22 protein-coding genes are annotated in these 19219 nt (G+C 33.8%); 18 read left to right on the top strand and 4 right to left on the bottom strand.

Features of this window, described 5'->3' with window-relative positions; genetic code table 11:
* Nucleotides 1-62: 62 nt before the first annotated feature.
* Together Q0058_RS01275 and sigZ are read right to left on the bottom strand one after the other, a co-directional pair.
* Entirely contained in the window at nt 63-206 is a 144-nt protein-coding gene (locus Q0058_RS01275; protein WP_298220889.1) for a hypothetical protein, read from the bottom strand.
* A gap of 181 nt (nt 207-387) precedes the next feature.
* Nucleotides 388-936, bottom strand: a complete 549-nt coding sequence (gene sigZ / locus Q0058_RS01270; protein ID WP_298220887.1) for an RNA polymerase sigma factor SigZ — start codon at nt 934-936, stop codon at nt 388-390.
* An 846-nt stretch (nt 937-1782) separates the two neighbouring features.
* Between sigZ and Q0058_RS01265 the strand changes: the two genes are divergently transcribed.
* Genes Q0058_RS01265 through Q0058_RS01245 form a run of 5 tightly spaced genes read left to right on the top strand, consistent with a single transcriptional unit; the run spans nt 1783 to nt 10799 of the window.
* Nucleotides 1783-4854, top strand: a complete 3072-nt coding sequence (locus Q0058_RS01265) for a type I restriction endonuclease (RefSeq protein ID WP_298220885.1) — start codon at nt 1783-1785, stop codon at nt 4852-4854.
* A 19-nt stretch (nt 4855-4873) separates the two neighbouring features.
* Complete coding sequence (locus tag Q0058_RS01260) at nt 4874-6496, top strand: class I SAM-dependent DNA methyltransferase (protein WP_298220883.1); 1623 nt, start codon at nt 4874-4876, stop codon at nt 6494-6496.
* Entirely contained in the window at nt 6489-7787 is a 1299-nt protein-coding gene (locus Q0058_RS01255) for a restriction endonuclease subunit S (RefSeq protein ID WP_298220881.1), read from the top strand. Before Q0058_RS01260 ends, Q0058_RS01255 begins: the two co-directional genes overlap by 8 nt.
* Nucleotides 7788-7789: 2 nt before the next feature.
* Nucleotides 7790-9868 carry a hypothetical protein gene (locus Q0058_RS01250; RefSeq protein ID WP_298220879.1) on the top strand — a complete coding sequence of 693 codons (2079 nt, stop codon included), beginning with the start codon at nt 7790-7792 and terminating at the stop codon, nt 9866-9868.
* On the top strand, nt 9846-10799 hold the full coding sequence (locus Q0058_RS01245) for a hypothetical protein (RefSeq protein ID WP_298220877.1): 954 nt from the start codon (nt 9846-9848) through the stop codon (nt 10797-10799). Before Q0058_RS01250 ends, Q0058_RS01245 begins: the two co-directional genes overlap by 23 nt.
* A gap of 940 nt (nt 10800-11739) precedes the next feature.
* On the opposite strand, the gene Q0058_RS01240 is transcribed toward Q0058_RS01245, so the two are convergent.
* Together Q0058_RS01240 and Q0058_RS01235 are read right to left on the bottom strand one after the other, a co-directional pair.
* Nucleotides 11740-12123 carry a hypothetical protein gene (locus Q0058_RS01240; RefSeq protein WP_298220876.1) on the bottom strand — a complete coding sequence of 128 codons (384 nt, stop codon included), beginning with the start codon at nt 12121-12123 and terminating at the stop codon, nt 11740-11742.
* A complete protein-coding gene (locus Q0058_RS01235) occupies nt 12120-12506 on the bottom strand; it encodes a hypothetical protein (protein WP_298220874.1) in 387 nt (128 codons plus the stop codon). Before Q0058_RS01235 ends, Q0058_RS01240 begins: the two co-directional genes overlap by 4 nt.
* Before the next feature lie 131 nt (nt 12507-12637).
* On the opposite strand from Q0058_RS01235, the gene Q0058_RS01230 reads away from it, so the two are divergent.
* From Q0058_RS01230 to Q0058_RS01170, 13 genes are all read left to right on the top strand, one after another.
* Nucleotides 12638-12895, top strand: a complete 258-nt coding sequence (locus Q0058_RS01230; RefSeq protein WP_298220871.1) for a hypothetical protein — start codon at nt 12638-12640, stop codon at nt 12893-12895.
* A 171-nt stretch (nt 12896-13066) separates the two neighbouring features.
* On the top strand, nt 13067-13288 hold the full coding sequence (locus Q0058_RS01225; RefSeq protein ID WP_298220870.1) for a hypothetical protein: 222 nt from the start codon (nt 13067-13069) through the stop codon (nt 13286-13288).
* Between the two features lie 3 nt (nt 13289-13291).
* Nucleotides 13292-13468 carry a hypothetical protein gene (locus Q0058_RS01220; protein WP_298220868.1) on the top strand — a complete coding sequence of 59 codons (177 nt, stop codon included), beginning with the start codon at nt 13292-13294 and terminating at the stop codon, nt 13466-13468.
* A gap of 228 nt (nt 13469-13696) precedes the next feature.
* Nucleotides 13697-13987 (top strand): hypothetical protein, encoded by a 291-nt coding sequence (locus Q0058_RS01215; RefSeq protein ID WP_298220866.1) that lies wholly within the window; start codon nt 13697-13699, stop codon nt 13985-13987.
* Between the two features lie 27 nt (nt 13988-14014).
* Nucleotides 14015-14218: a hypothetical protein gene (locus Q0058_RS01210; protein ID WP_298220864.1), complete on the top strand. Its 204-nt coding sequence runs from the start codon at nt 14015-14017 to the stop codon at nt 14216-14218.
* A 6-nt stretch (nt 14219-14224) separates the two neighbouring features.
* The gene (locus tag Q0058_RS01205; protein WP_298220862.1) at nt 14225-14566 is read left to right on the top strand and encodes a hypothetical protein; all 342 of its coding nucleotides are present in this window, start codon (nt 14225-14227) and stop codon (nt 14564-14566) included.
* Between the two features lie 5 nt (nt 14567-14571).
* Nucleotides 14572-15084, top strand: a complete 513-nt coding sequence (locus Q0058_RS01200) for a hypothetical protein (protein WP_298220860.1) — start codon at nt 14572-14574, stop codon at nt 15082-15084.
* Nucleotides 15085-15109: 25 nt separating this feature from the next.
* Nucleotides 15110-15865, top strand: coding sequence for a hypothetical protein (locus Q0058_RS01195; protein WP_298220858.1), 756 nt, complete (start codon nt 15110-15112; stop codon nt 15863-15865).
* Between the two features lie 2 nt (nt 15866-15867).
* Entirely contained in the window at nt 15868-17412 is a 1545-nt protein-coding gene (locus Q0058_RS01190) for a replicative DNA helicase (RefSeq protein ID WP_298220856.1), read from the top strand.
* Nucleotides 17412-17747, top strand: coding sequence for a hypothetical protein (locus Q0058_RS01185; protein WP_298220854.1), 336 nt, complete (start codon nt 17412-17414; stop codon nt 17745-17747). Before Q0058_RS01190 ends, Q0058_RS01185 begins: the two co-directional genes overlap by 1 nt.
* An 86-nt stretch (nt 17748-17833) precedes the next feature.
* The gene (locus Q0058_RS01180; protein ID WP_298220853.1) at nt 17834-18310 is read left to right on the top strand and encodes a P27 family phage terminase small subunit; all 477 of its coding nucleotides are present in this window, start codon (nt 17834-17836) and stop codon (nt 18308-18310) included.
* A 38-nt stretch (nt 18311-18348) separates the two neighbouring features.
* On the top strand, nt 18349-18825 hold the full coding sequence (locus tag Q0058_RS01175; protein ID WP_298220851.1) for a hypothetical protein: 477 nt from the start codon (nt 18349-18351) through the stop codon (nt 18823-18825).
* 10 nt (nt 18826-18835) lie between these two features.
* Nucleotides 18836-19216 (top strand): hypothetical protein, encoded by a 381-nt coding sequence (locus tag Q0058_RS01170; protein ID WP_298220849.1) that lies wholly within the window; start codon nt 18836-18838, stop codon nt 19214-19216.
* Nucleotides 19217-19219: the final 3 nt, after the last annotated feature.

Here is a 19219-nt window from a genome sequence, read left to right as displayed (position 1 = left end):
AACATGTAGATTTTGACTTTGAATTTTCGTTTGGCGAATTGCATCCGCAACCCTCTTCCCCTTCAGCTTTTTTTGTCTTCATCCAGTTTGCAGCAAGCCTTTTCATTGCTTGTTGGAGCACCACCACAACAACCTGATACGGCTACTTTTTGACCCTCTTTTTCGATTTTGTTTTTTCCTAAAACTTCAATTGATTCTGTTTTCATGTTTTATCATTTTTAATGTTTATAGTAAGACGATGGTAATCTAATTTAGACGCAAGTTTAAAAGCTCTTTAGTTAGGTTGAAAAAACAATTTATTAGATTTTTTAATAGTGAGTTACTGATAAGTTGGTAATAATACCGTTCAATAGTAACACTAAACCATCTTAAAAAAGAAGCAAAAAATTAGGAACACTTACAATTTTCATCATCATTTTGAACCAGATTGCCATACTTATCGCTTTGATAAGAACAACAATTAAGGATTAGTTCTTTTAATTTTTCTCTACCGCGTTGAACCCTTGATTTTGCGCCAGAATAGGAGATGTTTAATTTTTCTGCTAATTCTTTCTGAGAAATGTTTTGGAACTCCGTGATTAATAAAGCTTCCCGATAATCGTTTGGCAGTTTATTGATGAAAGGTTTTATGCAACACTCAGCAATAGTCATATTTAAAGATTGGGTATCTTCTTCAGTTATTTTTTCCACCATTTCTAAGTCATCACTTACTATTTTCTTATTTCTGAAATAGTCGTTAATGGAGTTTCTAACGATACCATATAAATAATTTCTCAAATTTTCAGCTTGATTTACCTTTTCAATATTGCGTATGATTTTGATGAATACTTCCTGTAAAATATCATCAGTGTCAGCCGAATTTCTTGTCTTATTCAAAATAAATGCTTTCAATTCTTGATGAAAGTCAATCCATATCGTAGTTACTTCAGTTGTCATTTGTTTGGAATTATAAATAGGATGACGTGGTTACAATCAAATAGACGCAAGATTTGTGTAAAAAATCCAGAGCGTCATGTCTTTATATCTTATCGTCTTTAAGCAACGCATGGTAAGGCGTAGTCGGAAACAAAAGTGGCGAAAGATATAGTGTGTCAAATGTATTAAAAGTAATGAAATGGTGTTAAATTATAGAATGTTGATCGGTTTTGCACTGCTTAGGATTTTTGTTTTTAAATTTGTTTTGGTTTTATTGTACTCATGACTTTCTTTTGTCTTGATGTAATTTGACGCTGGAGGTTCGGCGAGAAATTTTTCTTAAACAATGACGTTTCTTTCTTTTGTCTTGATACAAATCGACGAAGGAGATTCAGCGAACACCACTGACAAATAATACCATGGTGAGCTAAAAGAAACAAAAAATCAAGTCTTTGATTTTTGTGTTTATGTAATTGTTGTGCTAATGGCTTTCTTTTGTCTTGATACAAAAGAAACAAAAAATCAAGTCTGATTATTTTATTCTGTAAATCATCCCAATCCATTTTCCCTATCGCGACCGCAGCCGTTCGTCGCGGGCTCCTCAACTCCGCGGTCACTCCCTAAAGCCAACGCGCAAAATGCATTGGGTGATTTACGACGAAGAAAATAATAAGACGGGGCTTGCGGTGGGTTGGGTTAATCGTTCATTAATGGCGTTTTGTTTGCGGAATCAATAATCTTTATTGATTTTACGTATTAACGCGGTAAAAACACCTTTCAAAATCCGTGTAAATACTATTGTTGGTGTGGGTATTTATTGGTATGTTTGGTGAAACTACGGATTCAAATTTTTATAATAATTAGCCTATGGCTTTTAACGAAGACTCTCGTGTAAAAATACCTGCTATACTGCACCTTATGCGATTAGGGTATAAGTACTTATCGTTGTCAGGTCAGCTATGGGATGAGAATACCAATATTTTTACTGACATCTTTAACGAAAGTGTTAAGAGGCTGAATCCTGAGTTAAGTAATAGCGATGTTTCCCGTTTCTATGATGAAGTAGCACTTACTTTGGAAAATGAAGATTTAGGAAAAGCCTTTTATGAAAAGCTTACCAGCCAATCTGGAATTCGTTTGATAGATTTTGAGAATTTCAATAACAATACTTTTAATGTTGTGACTGAATTGCCTTGTAAAAAGGACGAAGAAGAATTCAGACCCGATATTACGTTATTGATCAATGGAATACCGCTGGTTTTTATTGAGGTTAAAAAACCTAATAATCAAGATGGTGTTTTGGCGGAACATAAGCGAATGGAACGTCGGTTTCAAAATAAGAAGTTCCGGAAGTTCATTAATATTACTCAGTTGATGGTGTTCTCTAACAACATGGAATATGATAATTCGTCACCACAACCTATAGAAGGAGCCTTCTACTCTACCTCTTCTTATCATAAACCTAGCTTTAATTATTTCAGAGAAGAAGAAAAATTTTCTTTAGACGTATTGCTTATTGATATAGATGACGAGCTTGAAACAAATGTTTTAAAAGACACCAATTTAGTCGGAATTAAAAATGCCCCTGAATTTATCACGAATAAAAATCCAAATTCACCTACTAACCGAATTTGCACGTCGTTATTTCAAAAAGAACGTTTGCAATTTATGTTGCAATATGCCTTTGCTTATGTGAAAGGCAGTAAAGGATTGGAAAAACACATCATGCGTTATCCGCAACTTTTTGCTACCAAGGCCATTGAAGCAAAACTGGAGGATGGAATCAAAAAAGGAATTATTTGGCACACCCAAGGCAGTGGTAAAACAGCTTTGGCTTATTACAACGTAAAGTACTTAACTGATTATTATCAGAAGAAAGGTATCATTCCTAAATTTTATTTTATAGTTGATCGAATTGATTTACTGACGCAATCGGCGAAAGAGTTTAAAAGCCGTGGTCTTGTGGTTCACGAAATTAATTCAAGAGATGCTTTTGCAAAAGACATTAAGTCTACAAGTGTAATTCATAATAATTCCGGAAAGCCGGAAATTACAGTTGTCAATATTCAAAAATTTGAAGACGATCCGAATGTTATAAAAAATATGGATTATCAGTTGAACATTCAGCGTGTATACTTTTTAGATGAAGTGCATCGTAGTTATAATCCCAAAGGAAGTTTCTTAGCCAACCTGAATGAATCAGATAGTAATGCCATAAAAATCGGACTAACGGGAACGCCATTATTAGGTGATGATTATAATTCTAAAGCGTTATTTGGTGGCTATATTCACAAATACTATTACAATTCATCGATTGCTGATGGTTATACCTTACGCTTGATTCGGGAAGAAATTGAAACCAGTTATAAATTAACGCTGAAAAAAGCTTTAGAAGAAATTGAAATTCTAAAAGGACATGGTGACCGAAAACAAGTTTATGCGCACCATAAATTTGTTGAACCGATGTTGGATTATATCGTTCAGGATTTTGAGAATGCCAGAATAACCATGAATGATAATTCTATTGGTGGCATGGTGGTTTGCGATTCGTCAGAACAAGCCAAAATGATGTATGAAATCTTTCAATCTAAATATGAAGAAAAGGCTGTCGAAGAACCTATTGCAATAGCTGCTGAACCCAATAAAAGCTATGGCAATCAAAAGAAAAACGACAGTAAGGTAAAAACTGCTGCTTTGATTCTGCACGATATCGGAACGAAACAAGACCGCAAGGATCAAGTTGAGGATTTTAAAGACGGCAAAATAGATTTTCTGTTTGTCTTCAATATGCTGCTGACTGGTTTTGATGCGCCCCGATTGAAAAAATTATACATCGGACGCGTTGTAAAAGCACATAATTTATTGCAAACCCTAACAAGGGTAAATAGAACTTACAAAGACTTTCGCTATGGTTATGTAGTTGATTTTGCTGATATTCAAAAAGAGTTTGATAAAACCAATCAGGATTATTTCAGAGAGCTGCAATCGGAATTGGGCGATGAAATGGAGCATTACTCCAATCTATTCAAATCCGCAGAAGAAATAAAAACGGAAATAGATGAAATTAAAGAAGTGCTATTTCATTTCGATACGAGAAACGCTGAAATTTTCTCGCAGCAAATTACCCAGATTCAAGACCGGAACGAGGTTCTAAAAATTGCGCGTGTGCTTAACAATGCAAAAAGTCTTTACAACTTAATCCGTCTTTCAGGAAATTACGAATTATTAGACCAACTTGATTTTCATAAACTAACAGTGCTGTCACGAGAAGCCAATAATCACTTGGCACTGATTAACACTAAAATAGCGTTAGAAACCAATGTAGACACAACCAATTTGTTAAATATTGCTCTAGAAGACGTGTTGTTTGCTTTTGTAAAAGTAAAAGAAGAAGAAATGATATTGGCCGACCAATTGAAAGATATTCTTCAAAGAACACGTGAAATGCTAGGCGGCAATTTCGACCAAAAAGCACCCGAATTTATTTCACTAAGAGAAGAATTGGAGCGCTTGTTTAAAAAGAAGAACCTCAATGAGGTAACCAAAGAAGAAATGGAAAGCAATATTGCTGCTTTGGAAAAAATATACGCGCAAGCCAAAGAACTCGAACGCAAAAACCAATTGCTTAAAGCCAAATACGACAACGACGAAAAATATGCGCGCCTGCACAAACGCTTGATGGAAAAAGACCCATTAACCGACAGTGAGAGTAAATTGTTTGAGGCTTTACAAGGATTGAAAAAAGAAGTCGATAACCAAATACTGCAAAACTCCAAGCTTTTAGAAAATGAAAGTTTTGTAGAACGTATGATGATGCGCCTAGTCATTGACCAATTTAAAAACAAACAACACATAGAAATTGACGCTGCTGCAACCAAACGCATCAACGGATTGATAGTAAAAGAATACATGAACGAATTTTACGGCAGGGTTGCCTAACAATAATTAAAAAACAAAAATGACCACCACAAAAAATTTCGAGAAACAAACCGAAGCACTCATTGACGATTTAAAAAGCGTTTGTGCCAATTATGGTTTGGGAAACGATGGCAATGAATTTAAAATTATTACCCAAGTATTTCTATATAAATTCCTGAACGATAAGTTTGTTCATGAAGTAAAAAAGCTAGACAAAAAAATTGCCGAAGCCGACAATTGGGAAACCGTATTAAAAAGCTATAACGAGAATGACTACGAAATGCTGATGATGCAAATGAGCGAAAGCACGGCGCGGATTCAGCCTTCACAATTTATATCGACTTTATTTGAAAAACAAAACGAACCTAAGTTTGCCGACATTTTTGACAACACCTTGTTGGATATCGCTAAAGAGAACAGCGACATTTTCTCGGTAATTACAGAAGGTGGCGAAAAAATAGTACTGTTTGAAAACATCAGTAAATACGTAACCGATAAACGCGATGACTTTTGCAGGGCAATTATCAACAAACTAATACACTTTAGTTTTGAGAATATCTTCCATGAGAAGTTTGATTTTTACGCGAAGATATTTGAGTACTTAATCAAAGATTACAACACCAACAGCGGCGGAAAATACGCCGAATACTTTACGCCACATGCCGTTGCTAAAATCATGGCGCGTTGCTTGGTGCATGAAAAGGTAAGCAATGTAACTTGTTATGATCCTTCTGCAGGTTCGGGAACATTGTTGATGAATTTAGCCCACCAGATTGGAGAAGACAAATGCACGATCTATACTCAGGATATTTCGCAGAAGTCCTCTAACCTATTGCGCCTAAATTTAATCCTAAACGATTTGGTGCATTCAATACCCAATGTAGTAAAAGGCAATACCATATTAGAACCATTTCACAAAGACAAAAACGGACGCTTGCAGCAGTTTGATTACATTGTGAGTAACCCACCGTTTAAATTAGACTTTTCAGATTTTAGTGCCGATTTAGACACCAAAGAAAACCACGAACGCTTTTTTGCCGGAATACCGAATATACCTGCTGCTAAGAAAGAAAGCATGGCGATTTATTTGATGTTTTTGCAACACATTATGTATTCGTTAAAACCCAACGGAAAAGCGGCTATTGTAGTACCCACAGGATTTATAACGGCACAAAGTGGTATTGACAAAAAGATTAGAGAAAGAATGGTAGCCGATAAAATGTTAGCAGGTGTGGTGAGTATGCCCAGTAATATTTTTGCCACTACAGGAACTAACGTTTCTATTATCTTTTTAGACAAGCAAAACAAAGGCGATGTTGTGCTGATTGACGCTTCTAAACTAGGAACTACAGTAAAAGAAGGTAAAAACCAAAAAACACTTTTATCTACAGAGGAAGAAGATAAAATTATTAAAACCTTTAACACCAAAACGGCGATTGATGATTTTTCGATAGTAGTGAGTTATGAAGACATTATTGCCAAAAATTACAGCTTGAGTGCCGGGCAATATTTTGAAGTAAAAATTGAATATACGGATATCACTCCTGCTGAATTTGCTAGTAAGATGAAAGCTTTTGAAAGTAATTTAAGTGAATTATTTGCTGAAAGTAAATCGTTGGAAAAAGAGATTCAGAATAATTTGAAAACTGTAAAGTATGAATAATTGGAAATACGAAAAGTTATCAAAATTATGTTTTAGAATTGGCGATGGATTACATGGTACACCTGAATATTCTGAAGATTCAGATATTTACTTTATTAATGGAAATAACTTAAAAAATGGGAAAATTGAGATTAATGAAAATACTAAAAAGGTAACTTCAGAAGAATTGTCAAAAAATTTTATTGAACTAAATGTAAATACTCTTTTACTTTCCATCAATGGTACTTTAGGCAGTATGGCTTTTTTTAATAACGAAAAGGTTATGTTGGGAAAAAGTGCTGCCTACTTAAATTTTAAAACAAGTATTAATAAATTTTATTACTATTATTTTCAATTACCAGGAGTTCAAGAACATTTTTATAATGTCGCAACTGGTTCTACAATTAAAAATCTATCACTAAAATCTATTCAAGATTTTGAAGTCCCTGTACCAGAAAAAAATATTTGGCAAGGAATCTCTAAAATTCTTAGTTCATTAGATGCCAAAATCGAACTCAACAACAAAGTTAATGCTGAGCTAGAAGCAATGACCAAAACGCTTTATGATTATTGGTTTGTGCAGTTTGATTTTCCTGATGCTAATGGTAAACCTTATAAAACCAGTGGTGGTAAAATGGTTTGGAATGAAGAGTTAAAGAGAGAAATTCCTGAGGGTTGGGAGGTTAAAAGAATCAAAGATATTGCAGAAACAGGCTCAGGTGGAACTCCTTTGAAGTCTAAAAAAGAATATTTCGAAAACGGAACTATTCCCTGGATTAATAGTGGAGAAGTAAATGCATCTTTTATTATTTCATCAAAGAAATTTATTACTCCAAAAGGCCTAGAAAATTCAAGTGCAAAGCTATTTAAAAAAGGAACAATTTTAATGGCCATGTACGGTGCAACAGCAGGTCAGGTCAGTTTAATTGATATTGAAGCCTCAACTAATCAAGCAGTTTGTGGAATTATGCCAAAAGATAAAAAATTGATTCCATATTTAAAATTTGGTTTACACCAATTGTATGATTATTTAATAAATCTAAGTTCAGGCTCAGCAAGAGATAATTTGTCACAGGATAAAATTAAAGAACTCTATTTTGTTATCCCTGAAGATGAATTAACTGAAAAATTCTACAAAACAGCAAATTCTCATTTCAAATTGATTTTAAAGAATCTCAAACAAAACCAAGAACTAGCGTCACTCCGTGATTGGTTGTTGCCTATGCTAATGAATGGGCAAATTAGTGTTGGGGAGGTTGAGAATGAGTTGGGGATGGTTGCGGAGAATAGTGTTGAATATAAAAAGAATTAGGGATGAGTGGATTTAAGTTATTAGCAATAAGGCCTCTATGGGATTGCGACCCGTGGTTTTTAAAAAATCTCAGAGCAGGGCAACTATACAAATTCTACAATAATATCTCTTTTAAAAATGGTGATGAAAACTTTGATTTACTCACTGATTCTAACTTCGACAGCAATGTAACCGAAATTCATGTCAAACCGAACCCGCTAGAAAATTTATATTCAGTAATCAGTAATGAAAAAAATATATCAGTAAATATTTCTGCAATAGTTGGTGCAAATGGTTCAGGAAAAAGTGCGTTGACAGAATTGCTATTATATATTCTTTTCAATGTCTCAAATAAACTCAGATACGTTAAGAAAGAGAATTTTATCTTTAATGAATTTGAGAGTATACGATTTAAAGAAGATCTTGATAGAATTAAAACCGGACTTAAGGCAGAACTTTATTACTCAATTAACGACAGCGTAGAGATTATAAAAATTGATGGAAATAATATATTAGCCTGCATTAAAACGGAGAAGAACGGAATAACAACAATTGACAGAAAATCTTACAACACTATTACTAGACGTGACCAATTGGCAGATTTTTTTTATACTATGATTGTAAATTACTCGCTTTACTCCTTTAATACGAATGAAATCGGAATTTGGATAAAATCGATTTTCCATAAAAATGATGGCTATCAAATGCCTGCTGTTGTTAATCCATTTAGAGAAGAAGGAAAAATTGATATTAATATTGAGACCTTTCTTACAAGGTCTAGGTTTCTTGCAAATGTTATTAGCATAAACGAATACAAAGAAATTGATACAAATTTACAAGTCTCGAAAGTTAGTTTTTATAGAGATGAGAATAAAATTGAACGACTATTCTCTTTATCAAATCGCAATCAAGAAAGATATTCTGAACAATTTATTCGAAAATTCAGAAAAAGAATAATCATACCTCTTTATACTAAGATGTATGGTTCTAAAGGAAAAAATAAAGTCTTAGAATCAGATTACCCTGTTAAAGGACATGACTCAGTAAATATTCAAAACATCGTTGAGTTATATCTGATAAATAAGCTAATCACAATACCTTCAAAATATACCAATTTTGAAGAATTCAATTTTAAACTTGAGAAGCAGGACGAAATAGAAGACAACTTTGATCTGGACAATGAACTCATTGATGATTTTATTAAGAGGTTATATGAAGACAGGAGCCATGTAACTGTAAAAGTACGGCAGGCATTAAACTTTTTGGCATTAAACTTATTTCAAGTCGAACTATATGACGGCTACTTTGAAGTTAAACTTGACGAGATTGAGACAAAAGTTGAATCAATACGACAAAGGAAGTTATTTACTGATATAATTGATTATTTGCCTCCCCCAATTTTCTTTAGTGAAATTGAATTTACAAATGAAAGCTTGTTTAAAAATCTGAGTTCAGGTCAAAGACAGAGTATTTATTCGTTAAACTCCATAATTTACCATCTAAAAAATATTGATTCTGTTCATAAAAGTTCTACCTCAAAAAAAATAAAAAGGTATCGTTCTGTTAATTTGATTTTAGATGAAATTGAATTGTATTTTCATCCTACTTTTCAAAAAAATTATATCAATAATTTATTGTTACTGATTAAAAATTGTCAACTAGAATACATAACTAATATTAATATCCTTTTTTTAACCCACTCACCATTTATTCTGTCAGATATCATTGCAACTAATGTGTTAAAATTGAATGATGGTTCTCCTGAACAATGGAAAGAAAATGAATTAACATTTGGCGCAAATATTAGTGATCTTCTTTCAGATTCTTTTTTTCTTTCAGATGGACTAATTGGTCAATACGCAAAAAACAAAATTCAAGATATTATAGAATATATAAATTACAATGCCGAACGTTCTAAAAAAGAATGGATAAGCGAACCTCTTGTTGCCAAAAAAGTTATTGAACAAATTGGAGAACCGTATTTAAGTGAAAAACTTAATGATATGTTTTTAGAGGCATTTCCTGAGTTTAAGGGCGAAGAAATTAAAAAACTTGAGGAAAAAATTAAAAAATTGAAAGATGATACCAATACAAATAAATAATTTTTTTGCAGAGGAACATTATGAAAATGTAAAAGATTTGATAGTACATCATATCAATAGAATACTAAACAAAGGAAGTGTTAAATACAAAACAAACACCTATAATGTTTCAGTAGACTTAAGAGTAATTTTATTGAGATTAAGTGACTTAAATAATAATTCTTTAAAAGAATTAATAACAAAAAGTCCTTTTGAATTAAATAATTTTGTTTCACACCAAAATGTGATTAATTCAACTTTTATAAATATTAACCATAGAGATAATATAGTATTAAGAAATATTTTTATTAGTAATGGTTATGAAAATGAAAAAGCATTAGATAAATGGAAATTTATTAATAAAGTATGTATTGATACTTGTCCTTACTGTAATAGAAATTATATATATACTACAAGTAAAAACAAAAAAACTAAACCAGAAATTGACCACTTTTATCCAAAATCAAAATATCCAATTTTAGGTTTAAGTTATTTCAATTTAATACCATCGTGTAAACCTTGTAACGGTTTCGGAGCTAAAGAAGAGAGAGACCCATTTATTGAAGGTTTATCAAATCCTTACCTATTAAACTACAATGACTTTGAATTAAGTCACAAAATAAAAAACATAGCAATTATTAACCCTTTATCTGGAAAATCCGAGATTGAAGTTTATTTTAAAAAATCCATTCCAGGGCATTTAGAAGTTTTTAATTTAAAAGATTTATATGAATTACACTATGATCATGCTATTGAATTAATTATAAAAAGAAATTTAAAGTACTCTAAAAAATATAGAGAATATTTAAGTTCTTATAAAGGATTGCAGTTTAGTAAATCTGAAATTGACAGAATGATATTAGGGAATTATGCCTTGGAAAAAGAGCAGCACAAAAGACCGTTGTCTAAAATGTATCAGGATATTGGTAAAGAATTAGGTTTAATTAAATAGTTATGCAAATTCCAATCGTGCAAATGTTCCTCGAACGAAAAATAGAGCGGACTTGAGGTTTGTGACCACAAACACCAGAAGACAACAAATTAAAAACACTGATTAAAAAAAACCACAGTATCCAGATAGCCCCCAATACACAAATACACCAAACCAATTACCCCTCCCCTCAATTATCCACAAGTTCAACCCACCCCAAAAACCCGTCCTCATATTTTCTCCGTCGTAAATCACACAACGCATTTTGCGCGCTGGCCTTAGGGAGTGACCACGGAGTTGAGGAGGCACGACGAACGGCTGTGGTCGCGCGAGGGCCGAGCGTTGAGAAAATGTCCGGTGGACATTTTTAGCGAAGGAGCCAGGTGGCGCGTTGGCCGGGTTGTGATGATTTACAGGTGAAAATATGAAGACTTGATTTTTTGTTTCTTTTAGCTCACCTAGATATTATTTATCAGTGGTGTTCGCTGAATCTCCTCCGTCGATTTGTATCAAGACAAAAGAAAGAGGGATTCCTTAAGACACAACTTCGTCTAACTATATCAGAATTTATTCATTAATCTGTACAGCTAAATTAGAACCATACATTACCTGTCGATAATGTATAGATACTGCATAAAATACGATTTCAGATATAGCTAATGGAAGTTTAATGATTGAGGGATTAACTTCGTTGATCCCTAGCGCGGGGAACCTGCGAAGAAAAACCAATCGCTTGCAGCGATTGTGTTTTTTTGTTTTACAGCTGCTTACGAAAGCGGAGCTTTCGACGCTGCCGTAAAACAAAAAAACCGAAAGCTTACACTTTCGGTTTTTCTTCGCGGAGAAAGAGGGATTCTCTGCACGTAAATTATTAAAATAGTAAAATGTTGGTTTTTAATGCTTTACAAACAAATTAAAATGTTTAATTATTAGTTTTTGTTCACTTTTTTGTTCACTGTATTTAGTTGATTTTTCCTTTAAGTTCGCGGGTTTCCAAAGCAGCTTCGTAATCGATAACTACCGGTAATAATCCATAGCCGGAAAAAAACATGTAAGCCTTATACCCTCTTTTTGGGTTGCCAATGGATTTTATTTTTGTTACAACAACTTTGGTATTTGCTATTATCACTCCGGCCGGTTCGTTCCCTTGTGTTATAAAATTGAATCTCGATCCGTTACCTGGGTAACCGATTTCGATGGTGTCATTTACTTTGATTGATTTGCCGGATTTTGAAAAATATTCGGTGAATTTACCTTCTTTGGTTATTTTGTTGAAATGTGCTGATTGCGAAAATGTACTACACCAGTAAAAGCAGAATGCTGTTATTAATATTTTTAATTTCATTGTTGATCATTTTTAGATTTTGAAGTATTTAAGATGGTATCTATTTTTTCTGTAAGTAAATTGATCACCTGATCCTTTAAATCAGAAATTATTTCTAGTTCTCTTATTCTTTCTTGAAGTTGGGGAATTGTTGTGTATGATTGTGATGGATCATTTATGATATTTTCTCTAATATAAATAGCATACTTTTCTTGAGAATTTAACCAATTAAATATATTATCCACAGTTTTTTTATGTGGTTTCTTCACAGATTTGTCTAATATTCTGTCAATACCGGATACATTTTGGCTGGTGTTTGAGCCTATTTCGTAAGCCGTGAGTTGAAATTTTTCTGCAATTTCTAATATAAATTTCAATTTTTTTTCATAGTCTAATTCATTCATAGGCAGTGCTTTACATTAATAAATTTAAAAAATAATATTTTTTATAATACTTTTTTGTTTTTTGTATTATAATTTATATTAGGTTTGTATCATAATTATACACAGAATTATAATACAAATATACAAAGGTTATGCCAATCACTGATACTTCTAATTTGAAACAGAGGGATTTGAAAACTTTCAAAAGGATTGAAAGCGCTCAAAATTCTGCTCAGGTTTTAAGTGATTTTTTCGATAAAGGGTTTCAAAGTTTTGAAGCTTTAAAGGCGATAGTGAAAAATTATTTTCCAAATACTGATGAATCCCGGTTATGGGATTTTTGGCATTTTAGAAATTTTGATTCTGAAATTCTTACTGCTTTAAAAGATGTATTGAAAAAACTGAATTGATATGAGATTATACACACTTTCTGAAATCTTAATCGCTTTAGGATTATGTAAAAATAAGGGTGAAGTGATGAATATTCGATGTGCTTTAATCGTGAACCGTGATAAATATCCGGTGATGATTTGGGATGTTTATTGGTGTATGAGTGAAATTGTTAAAAAACAATTTGCCTGATGGAAAGAATGGTTTCAATATCGGCAACAGAGATACAATGTCTGCGGGGGCATTTAACAGCAGTTTCTAAAATTTTAGGAATTGCGGATTTTGAATTTGGGAGCAATGCAAGCGAGCGTGTTGCTCCTGAATCAAAGTCAAAAGTAACCAAACAGCAAAGGGTTGATAAGTATAAAAGGCTAATTGATTCCGGCGAAAGAAAGTTCAAATCTAAAAAGTAAATGATGGAAAATAATAAACAGGATATTCCGAAAGATAACATTCCGTTTTCGGGTACAAATCAAAAGGTTGATCATTCAGGCGATATAGCTGAAAGTGGCTGTAATTCACCTGTATTATGTTATCCTGAAAACTTCTTTGAACGAATTGAAATGTGTCGTTTATGCAACCGCGTAATATAGAAATTCTGAGCGATGTGTTATTGGCTTTGACTATCCTATTAATCAGTCTTGTTGTGGTTTGGTGGCTTTGGTTTTTTTGCATCGGATTAATTGATAGTTATCTTTTTAAAAGATCATCAAAAAGGGTATTGAAACAGGAAAAATGCGCACACTATCGATGTAAGTATATAAAATCTGAATCTATAAAAACCGAATGGTTGTGTAACGAATGTGGTTTAAAATTTTAGTATGAAAGCAATTAAATCAGAAAATAGGATAAATGTTTTGGTGAACAAAAATTTTGTGATCAGAGTTTCGGAAATGATCGGTGAATATTGGTGGCCTGTTGATGATGATTTCACGGAATTTCAATTGCTTCCTGTTTATTCTGAACCAAAATTGACAACGGCAAAAAAGCTATCAAAATTTGTCGATGATGATCTGAAAAGTAAATTTTTCGAAAAAGCATTAAATGGTAAAGATTTATGCTATGTGTTCAAAATCAGAAAAAAATTGAGAATAGAGTTTCACGGTAAATAGGAGTATTAATTTTTAAAAAATATATGAATGGCTAAAGAATTTATGAAAGTATTTGCGACTGTTTTTGTCGAAAACGGTGCACATAAAGTTATGCTTCCGGATGGTCATGTAATTTCTCATCTGGTTCAGACTGTTACCGATGATGGTATTGATTCAGCTACAGTTACTATGCGGATGGTTTGTAATGTTGTTGCTTCAAAGGCAGAAGCTATTGAAAAATATAATCAATAATCGTCGATGGTAGCTGCTGCTTACAATAGTGAAACTGTTAAAAAATTAGAAACTGCTGTATGTCAAATTTTCGACTGCAAATATTCTGATATTATTGGGTTTGCTGATACTGTTCCTAAAAAAGTCGTGGTTTTTATTTTATCAAAGCTTTATGGTTTTAGCAAATACAAAATCGCTTCGGAATATAAAATGACTGATTTGTATGTTCCGACCGTAGTTGAAAAAATGGAATTACAAATGTTACGCAATGCCGTTTTTCGGGATAAAATAATTTCAGTTTGTCATCAAATGAATTTCAAATGTAGTATTAATCTGGAAAGCTTACAAAAAAGCTACTCCGCAATATAAAAATAATGCCCGATAATCTCCATACGCCTAATTCTATCCGAACTAATTCGGGAAAATATTTCGATTTGTTGATAATGGATCCTGATACAATCGATATCGAAGATATCGCACATGGATTGAGTTTTATGCCGCGCTTTGGTGGCCAACTTGATGAATTTTTGAGTGTTGCTCAACATTCAGTTTACGCTTACATGATGGCTGAACCTCAAAACAAGTTAGCTGCATTGCTTCATGATGCATCGGAAGCTTATATGCTGGATATGCCTTCTCCGTATAAAAAATTATTACCCGATTACCAGGCTATAGAAAAAAGATTATCAGGTGTTATTGCTGAAAAATTTGGATTTCAATTTCCTTTTGCAGATCAGATAAAACAAATTGATTCTGAATTATTGGGTTTGGAATGGCGGGCTATGGTACTGAAAACTGAACCGAATTATGTGGTTTGGGATTCTGCTGAAGCAAAGCGCCGGTTTATGGAAGCATATGCAAATTGTCTTAATGTAGTTGAATCATAAAAATCAGTAAATGCGCTTCAATATCGTGATTAATCAAAATCGGTGTATCAAATTTAAGCTAAATGTAAATCAAGCGGCTTTAATGTCGGTATTGACTGAAGTTAGCAGTTGGGCAACTGAAAAAGTTATAAAAGGAAAAACGTATTGGTGGGTTTCGCGAAACAAAGTGATTGAGCAGCTGCCGCTATTTTATGAAAAACCGGATACTGTTTACCGTCATTTCAAATATTTGGCCGCAATTGGTTTGGTCGATTATGAAACAGAAAATCGTCGGGATTATTTACGGTTAACCGAAAAAGGTAAACGCTGGAACAAACTCGGAAATGAATCCGACTTTATTTCAAACTCGGAAATGAATCCGAGTGAACTCGGAAATGAATCCGAAATCGCAAAACAGGTTAAGGTTATTGATTTTAAGGTAGTTAAGCCTGATTTGTCGGAAATGAATCCGACAAATAATATTATTACTATAACCAAAGATAAGAGTGAGGAAAACGACGCGCTCACTTTTTTGCAAAATGAATCGCCTTCGCTTTATGAAACTTTTATGATGAAATATCGTAACCGATTTTCTGAAGCTCAATTTTCAGAATTCTGTATCAAATTGAATTCTAAAATTCAAATTGAAGTTTCTCAACGAAAATTAGAGTTTGTTGGTGTGCAGATTTTCTATCGGGCTGAAGCATTTGTTTTGAATTATTTAGGAAATGAAAACGCGAAAGAATCGAAGTCTGAAATAAATAAAGATGTCGCGCCGGTGCGAAAAATATTTAAAGGTTGATCATGGAGCAATTTAAAAATAAGGAAAAATCGAATACTGATTTTAACATGAAAGTCGTGCAACTTGAACAGGTTAAATTACCGCCGTCAGTTATCGAATTAGAAGAAGCGGTTTTGGGTGCAATGATGATTGATGTGAAAGGTGTTGATGAATGTTTGATGGTTCTTAAAAATTCCGATTGTTTTTATAAAGAAGCTCACAAATTTATTTTTGATGCTATCTGTGATTTGTATAATGATAATCAGCCTATTGATATTTTAACAGTTTCTGCGCGCTTACGATCAGTCGGAAAATTAGAGGCTGTTGGTGGTGATTTCTTTCTGATTCAACTTACTCAAAAAATATCTTCATCAGCGCATATTGAATATCATTCGCGAATTATCCTGCAAATGTTTATTAAGCGCTGGATTATTAAATCATCGGCTGAATTCATGTCGCTGGCCTATGATGATGAAATAGACAGTTTGGAGTTGTTGAATGATTGGTCGAATGCTTTGGATTCAATTGTTGAAATGTCCATGCAGGGCAAAAAAAATGTAAGCTATTCTGAGGCCTTAGAGGTTGTGGAAAAGCGTGTTGAGTTTCTATCAAATAATCCTGAAAATGAAGTTACCGGTATAAGAACTGGCTTTCCTGTAATGGATCGCTTTACTGGTGGTTATCAGCCGGGCGAACTTGTAATTTCTGCTGCAAGGCCAGGAATGGGAAAAACCGCGGAATCTTTAAAAATGGTGGTTGAGAACGCTAAAGCTGGCGTTCCGGGTGGCATTATTTCTGCTGAAATGAGTATTTACTCACTTGTTGCCAGAACTGTAGCAATAGATACAAACTTTCATCTTTCTCAATTAACTAAAAAAGGGTTCGGCGATAATAAAAATTACTTCCAAACTCTAAACAGGCATAAGCATCGGATGAAAGAATTTCCGATTTACATTGACGATTCGCCTAGTCCTGATATTCGAAATGTAATTGCAACTGCGAGGTTATGGAAAAGAAAGTACAAAATAAAATACTTGGTTGTTGATTATCTGCAACTGCTTTGTGATGCTACAAAAGTGAACCGGTCGGGTAATAGAGAACAGGAAATCGCTTCAATTTCTCGAAAGTTGAAAGCATTGGCTAAAGAGTTGGAAATTCCTGTTATAGCCTTATCGCAAGTATCACGTGAGTGTGAATCTCGAAGCGGAAACAAACGCCCAAATCTAAGGGATTTGCGTGAATCAGGAGCAATTGAGCAGGATGCAGATATTGTGAAGTTTATTTATCGTGCCGGATATTACGGTTTTGAGGTTGATGATGAAATACTACAGGCTGGTGCTGATACTGAAATCATCTTCGCTAAGTATCGTGAGGGTGCGCCTGATACTACTATTGGTTTAAAATGGATTGGTGATAAAACAAAGTTTATTGATCCTGCTGAATGGGTTGATGAAAAGGATCCAAACGAAAGGCATAATGATAGAGTTCCGACGGCTCAACCTTCCGAAGCTTTTGAATCCGGTGATAAAAACATGAGTGATGATAATGGTCTTGATACTCCTTTCTGATGGCGAAGAAACTAAATAAGGTAAAAAGGCCGTGGGTTGGTGAAAGGAAGCCTTTTGATCGTGAAAGGCATGATGATGATTTTGATTACAATGGCCGAAGATGGAGAAAGGTTCGTAAGCAACAATTAGAATCTTTTCCTTGCTGTTGCGATTGTGAAGCGGAAGGAATAGTAACTATTGCAACCGTAGCTGATCATGAACCTCAGGCAAAAGTTTTGATTGCGCGTGGTGATGATCCTTATGATATGAAGTGGTTAATGTCAAGATGTAAAAAGCACCACGATAGTAAATCGGGAAGTGAAGCGCATAAGGGGTATGGGGTAAAATCTCGATAAGTCAATAAATGCGTACATCGCTGTTTAGTTAGGATTTTACTCGGTGTAGTTTTTTGGTGGGGGGGTCTAATTTAATAATGTTAGTTATGTCAAAAGCAAATATGAAAGTTTTAAGAAATGACGGTGAAGTTGTGGAAGTGAACAAAAATCTGTATGAGATTTTAAAATCCCTACCGGCACCAATGCCTAAAATTAATTTGACTGATAATCAAAAATTCTGGTATCGTTATTTCGGAAAAATGTTGGTAGAATCAAACAAACTTACAAAGCCTGATTTAATTCATCTTCATGCATTAGCTCGATCTGTTGATTACTATTTACAAGCAGAAGAACAGATAAATACTCGTGGCTATAATGGAGGTTTAGTTCAAACTTTTGGCTCTGGAGCCTCAAATGTTTCAGGACATGTTACGCTTCGGGAAAAAATGCTAAAAGAAATTGAATCATTTTCAAAGCATTTTGGATTTAGCTTTAAAGATCGTCTGAGTTTAAAAGAAACTGGAAGCGATGATAGTTCACAGCTTTCGCTTTTTGAAAAAGAAATGCTTAAAAAACAAGGGTAAAAACCCAAACAACAATTATAAAACCTAAAATTAATCTAATGAAAAAAACACTTAAACTCAAATCTTCAGATGCGGATAAAGCATTCGCGGTTGCTGATTCTGAAGGTAAAAAACTTTTGATCAGTCTTTATCCTGATCACCAATTTTTAAAAAATGTTGAAGATCGTGTGCTAACGCTCGATGATGTTTTTAAAGAAACTGGTGCTAATCCTGAAGATTATAATTTTCCAGCAACAAATAACCGTGATGTTATTGCTGGCAATAATATGGTTTTATGGCTGCTAATTGTTTACTGCTTCAATGGTTGTAAAGATGCTGATTGGTCAACAGGAAATTACTTTTATTTCCCTTATGCTAAATATTCTTCCGGTTCCGGCTGGGCGTTCGACGTCTCCGTTTACTGGGTCACGAGCACGGATGCCGGTGCCCGCCTCGGATTTATCAATCCTGATCACGTAAAAATTTGCGTAGAAAGATTTCCGGAAATATATAAAAAAGCTTATCAATTAATTTAAAACCAACAAAATGACTACAACAATTAACTCCTACGAAGCTGCATGTGTAGCTTTGGGAAAAGACCCAAATGTTCGTCCAGATTTTTCGATGTTACCTGAGTTACAAAGAAATTACTTTAATGAACTTTTTGAACTAGATACCATCGTTGAAGCAAAAAACAATGAAGGTTTAGAAAAACCTTGGAATGGCCTATCAAGAAAGTATTGGCCAGTATTTACTAAAGATTCTTCTTCCGGTTCCGGCTGGGCGTACTACGTCTACGTTTTCTGGTACACGATCACGGATGCCGGTGCCCGCCCGTTCAGATCATACGAAATGATGCGGGAAACTGTTGATCAGTTTTTCGAAAAATACGTGCATATATTGAATTACTTAAATCAAAAAAAATAAGAC

It is taken from the genome of Flavobacterium sp. (assembly GCF_027484705.1).
In the GTDB taxonomy this organism is placed as follows: Bacteria; Bacteroidota; Bacteroidia; order Flavobacteriales; family Flavobacteriaceae; genus Flavobacterium.
The sequence above is the reverse complement of the archived record's forward strand: the minus strand, read 5'-3'. Positions and strand labels throughout refer to the sequence as shown.

Excerpts from the sequence above, each read along its gene's own strand:
- sigZ (WP_298220887.1), bottom strand. The coding sequence starts at position 936 with ATGACAACTGAAGTAACTACGATATGGATTGACTTTCATCAAGAATTG.
- Q0058_RS01250 (WP_298220879.1), top strand. The coding sequence starts at position 7,790 with ATGAGTGGATTTAAGTTATTAGCAATAAGGCCTCTATGGGATTGCGAC.
- Q0058_RS01185 (WP_298220854.1), top strand. The coding sequence starts at position 17,412 with ATGGCGAAGAAACTAAATAAGGTAAAAAGGCCGTGGGTTGGTGAAAGG.
- Q0058_RS01265 (WP_298220885.1), top strand. The coding sequence starts at position 1,783 with ATGGCTTTTAACGAAGACTCTCGTGTAAAAATACCTGCTATACTGCAC.
- Q0058_RS01190 (WP_298220856.1), top strand. The coding sequence starts at position 15,868 with ATGGAGCAATTTAAAAATAAGGAAAAATCGAATACTGATTTTAACATG.
- Q0058_RS01180 (WP_298220853.1), top strand. The coding sequence starts at position 17,834 with ATGTCAAAAGCAAATATGAAAGTTTTAAGAAATGACGGTGAAGTTGTG.
- Q0058_RS01225 (WP_298220870.1), top strand. The coding sequence starts at position 13,067 with ATGGAAAGAATGGTTTCAATATCGGCAACAGAGATACAATGTCTGCGG.
- Q0058_RS01240 (WP_298220876.1), bottom strand. The coding sequence starts at position 12,123 with ATGAAATTAAAAATATTAATAACAGCATTCTGCTTTTACTGGTGTAGT.
- Q0058_RS01220 (WP_298220868.1), top strand. The coding sequence starts at position 13,292 with ATGGAAAATAATAAACAGGATATTCCGAAAGATAACATTCCGTTTTCG.
- Q0058_RS01260 (WP_298220883.1), top strand. The coding sequence starts at position 4,874 with ATGACCACCACAAAAAATTTCGAGAAACAAACCGAAGCACTCATTGAC.
- Q0058_RS01200 (WP_298220860.1), top strand. The coding sequence starts at position 14,572 with ATGCCCGATAATCTCCATACGCCTAATTCTATCCGAACTAATTCGGGA.
- Q0058_RS01275 (WP_298220889.1), bottom strand. The coding sequence starts at position 206 with ATGAAAACAGAATCAATTGAAGTTTTAGGAAAAAACAAAATCGAAAAA.
- Q0058_RS01245 (WP_298220877.1), top strand. The coding sequence starts at position 9,846 with ATGATACCAATACAAATAAATAATTTTTTTGCAGAGGAACATTATGAA.
- Q0058_RS01170 (WP_298220849.1), top strand. The coding sequence starts at position 18,836 with ATGACTACAACAATTAACTCCTACGAAGCTGCATGTGTAGCTTTGGGA.
- Q0058_RS01215 (WP_298220866.1), top strand. The coding sequence starts at position 13,697 with ATGAAAGCAATTAAATCAGAAAATAGGATAAATGTTTTGGTGAACAAA.
- Q0058_RS01235 (WP_298220874.1), bottom strand. The coding sequence starts at position 12,506 with ATGAATGAATTAGACTATGAAAAAAAATTGAAATTTATATTAGAAATT.
- Q0058_RS01175 (WP_298220851.1), top strand. The coding sequence starts at position 18,349 with ATGAAAAAAACACTTAAACTCAAATCTTCAGATGCGGATAAAGCATTC.
- Q0058_RS01230 (WP_298220871.1), top strand. The coding sequence starts at position 12,638 with ATGCCAATCACTGATACTTCTAATTTGAAACAGAGGGATTTGAAAACT.
- Q0058_RS01210 (WP_298220864.1), top strand. The coding sequence starts at position 14,015 with ATGGCTAAAGAATTTATGAAAGTATTTGCGACTGTTTTTGTCGAAAAC.
- Q0058_RS01205 (WP_298220862.1), top strand. The coding sequence starts at position 14,225 with ATGGTAGCTGCTGCTTACAATAGTGAAACTGTTAAAAAATTAGAAACT.
- Q0058_RS01255 (WP_298220881.1), top strand. The coding sequence starts at position 6,489 with ATGAATAATTGGAAATACGAAAAGTTATCAAAATTATGTTTTAGAATT.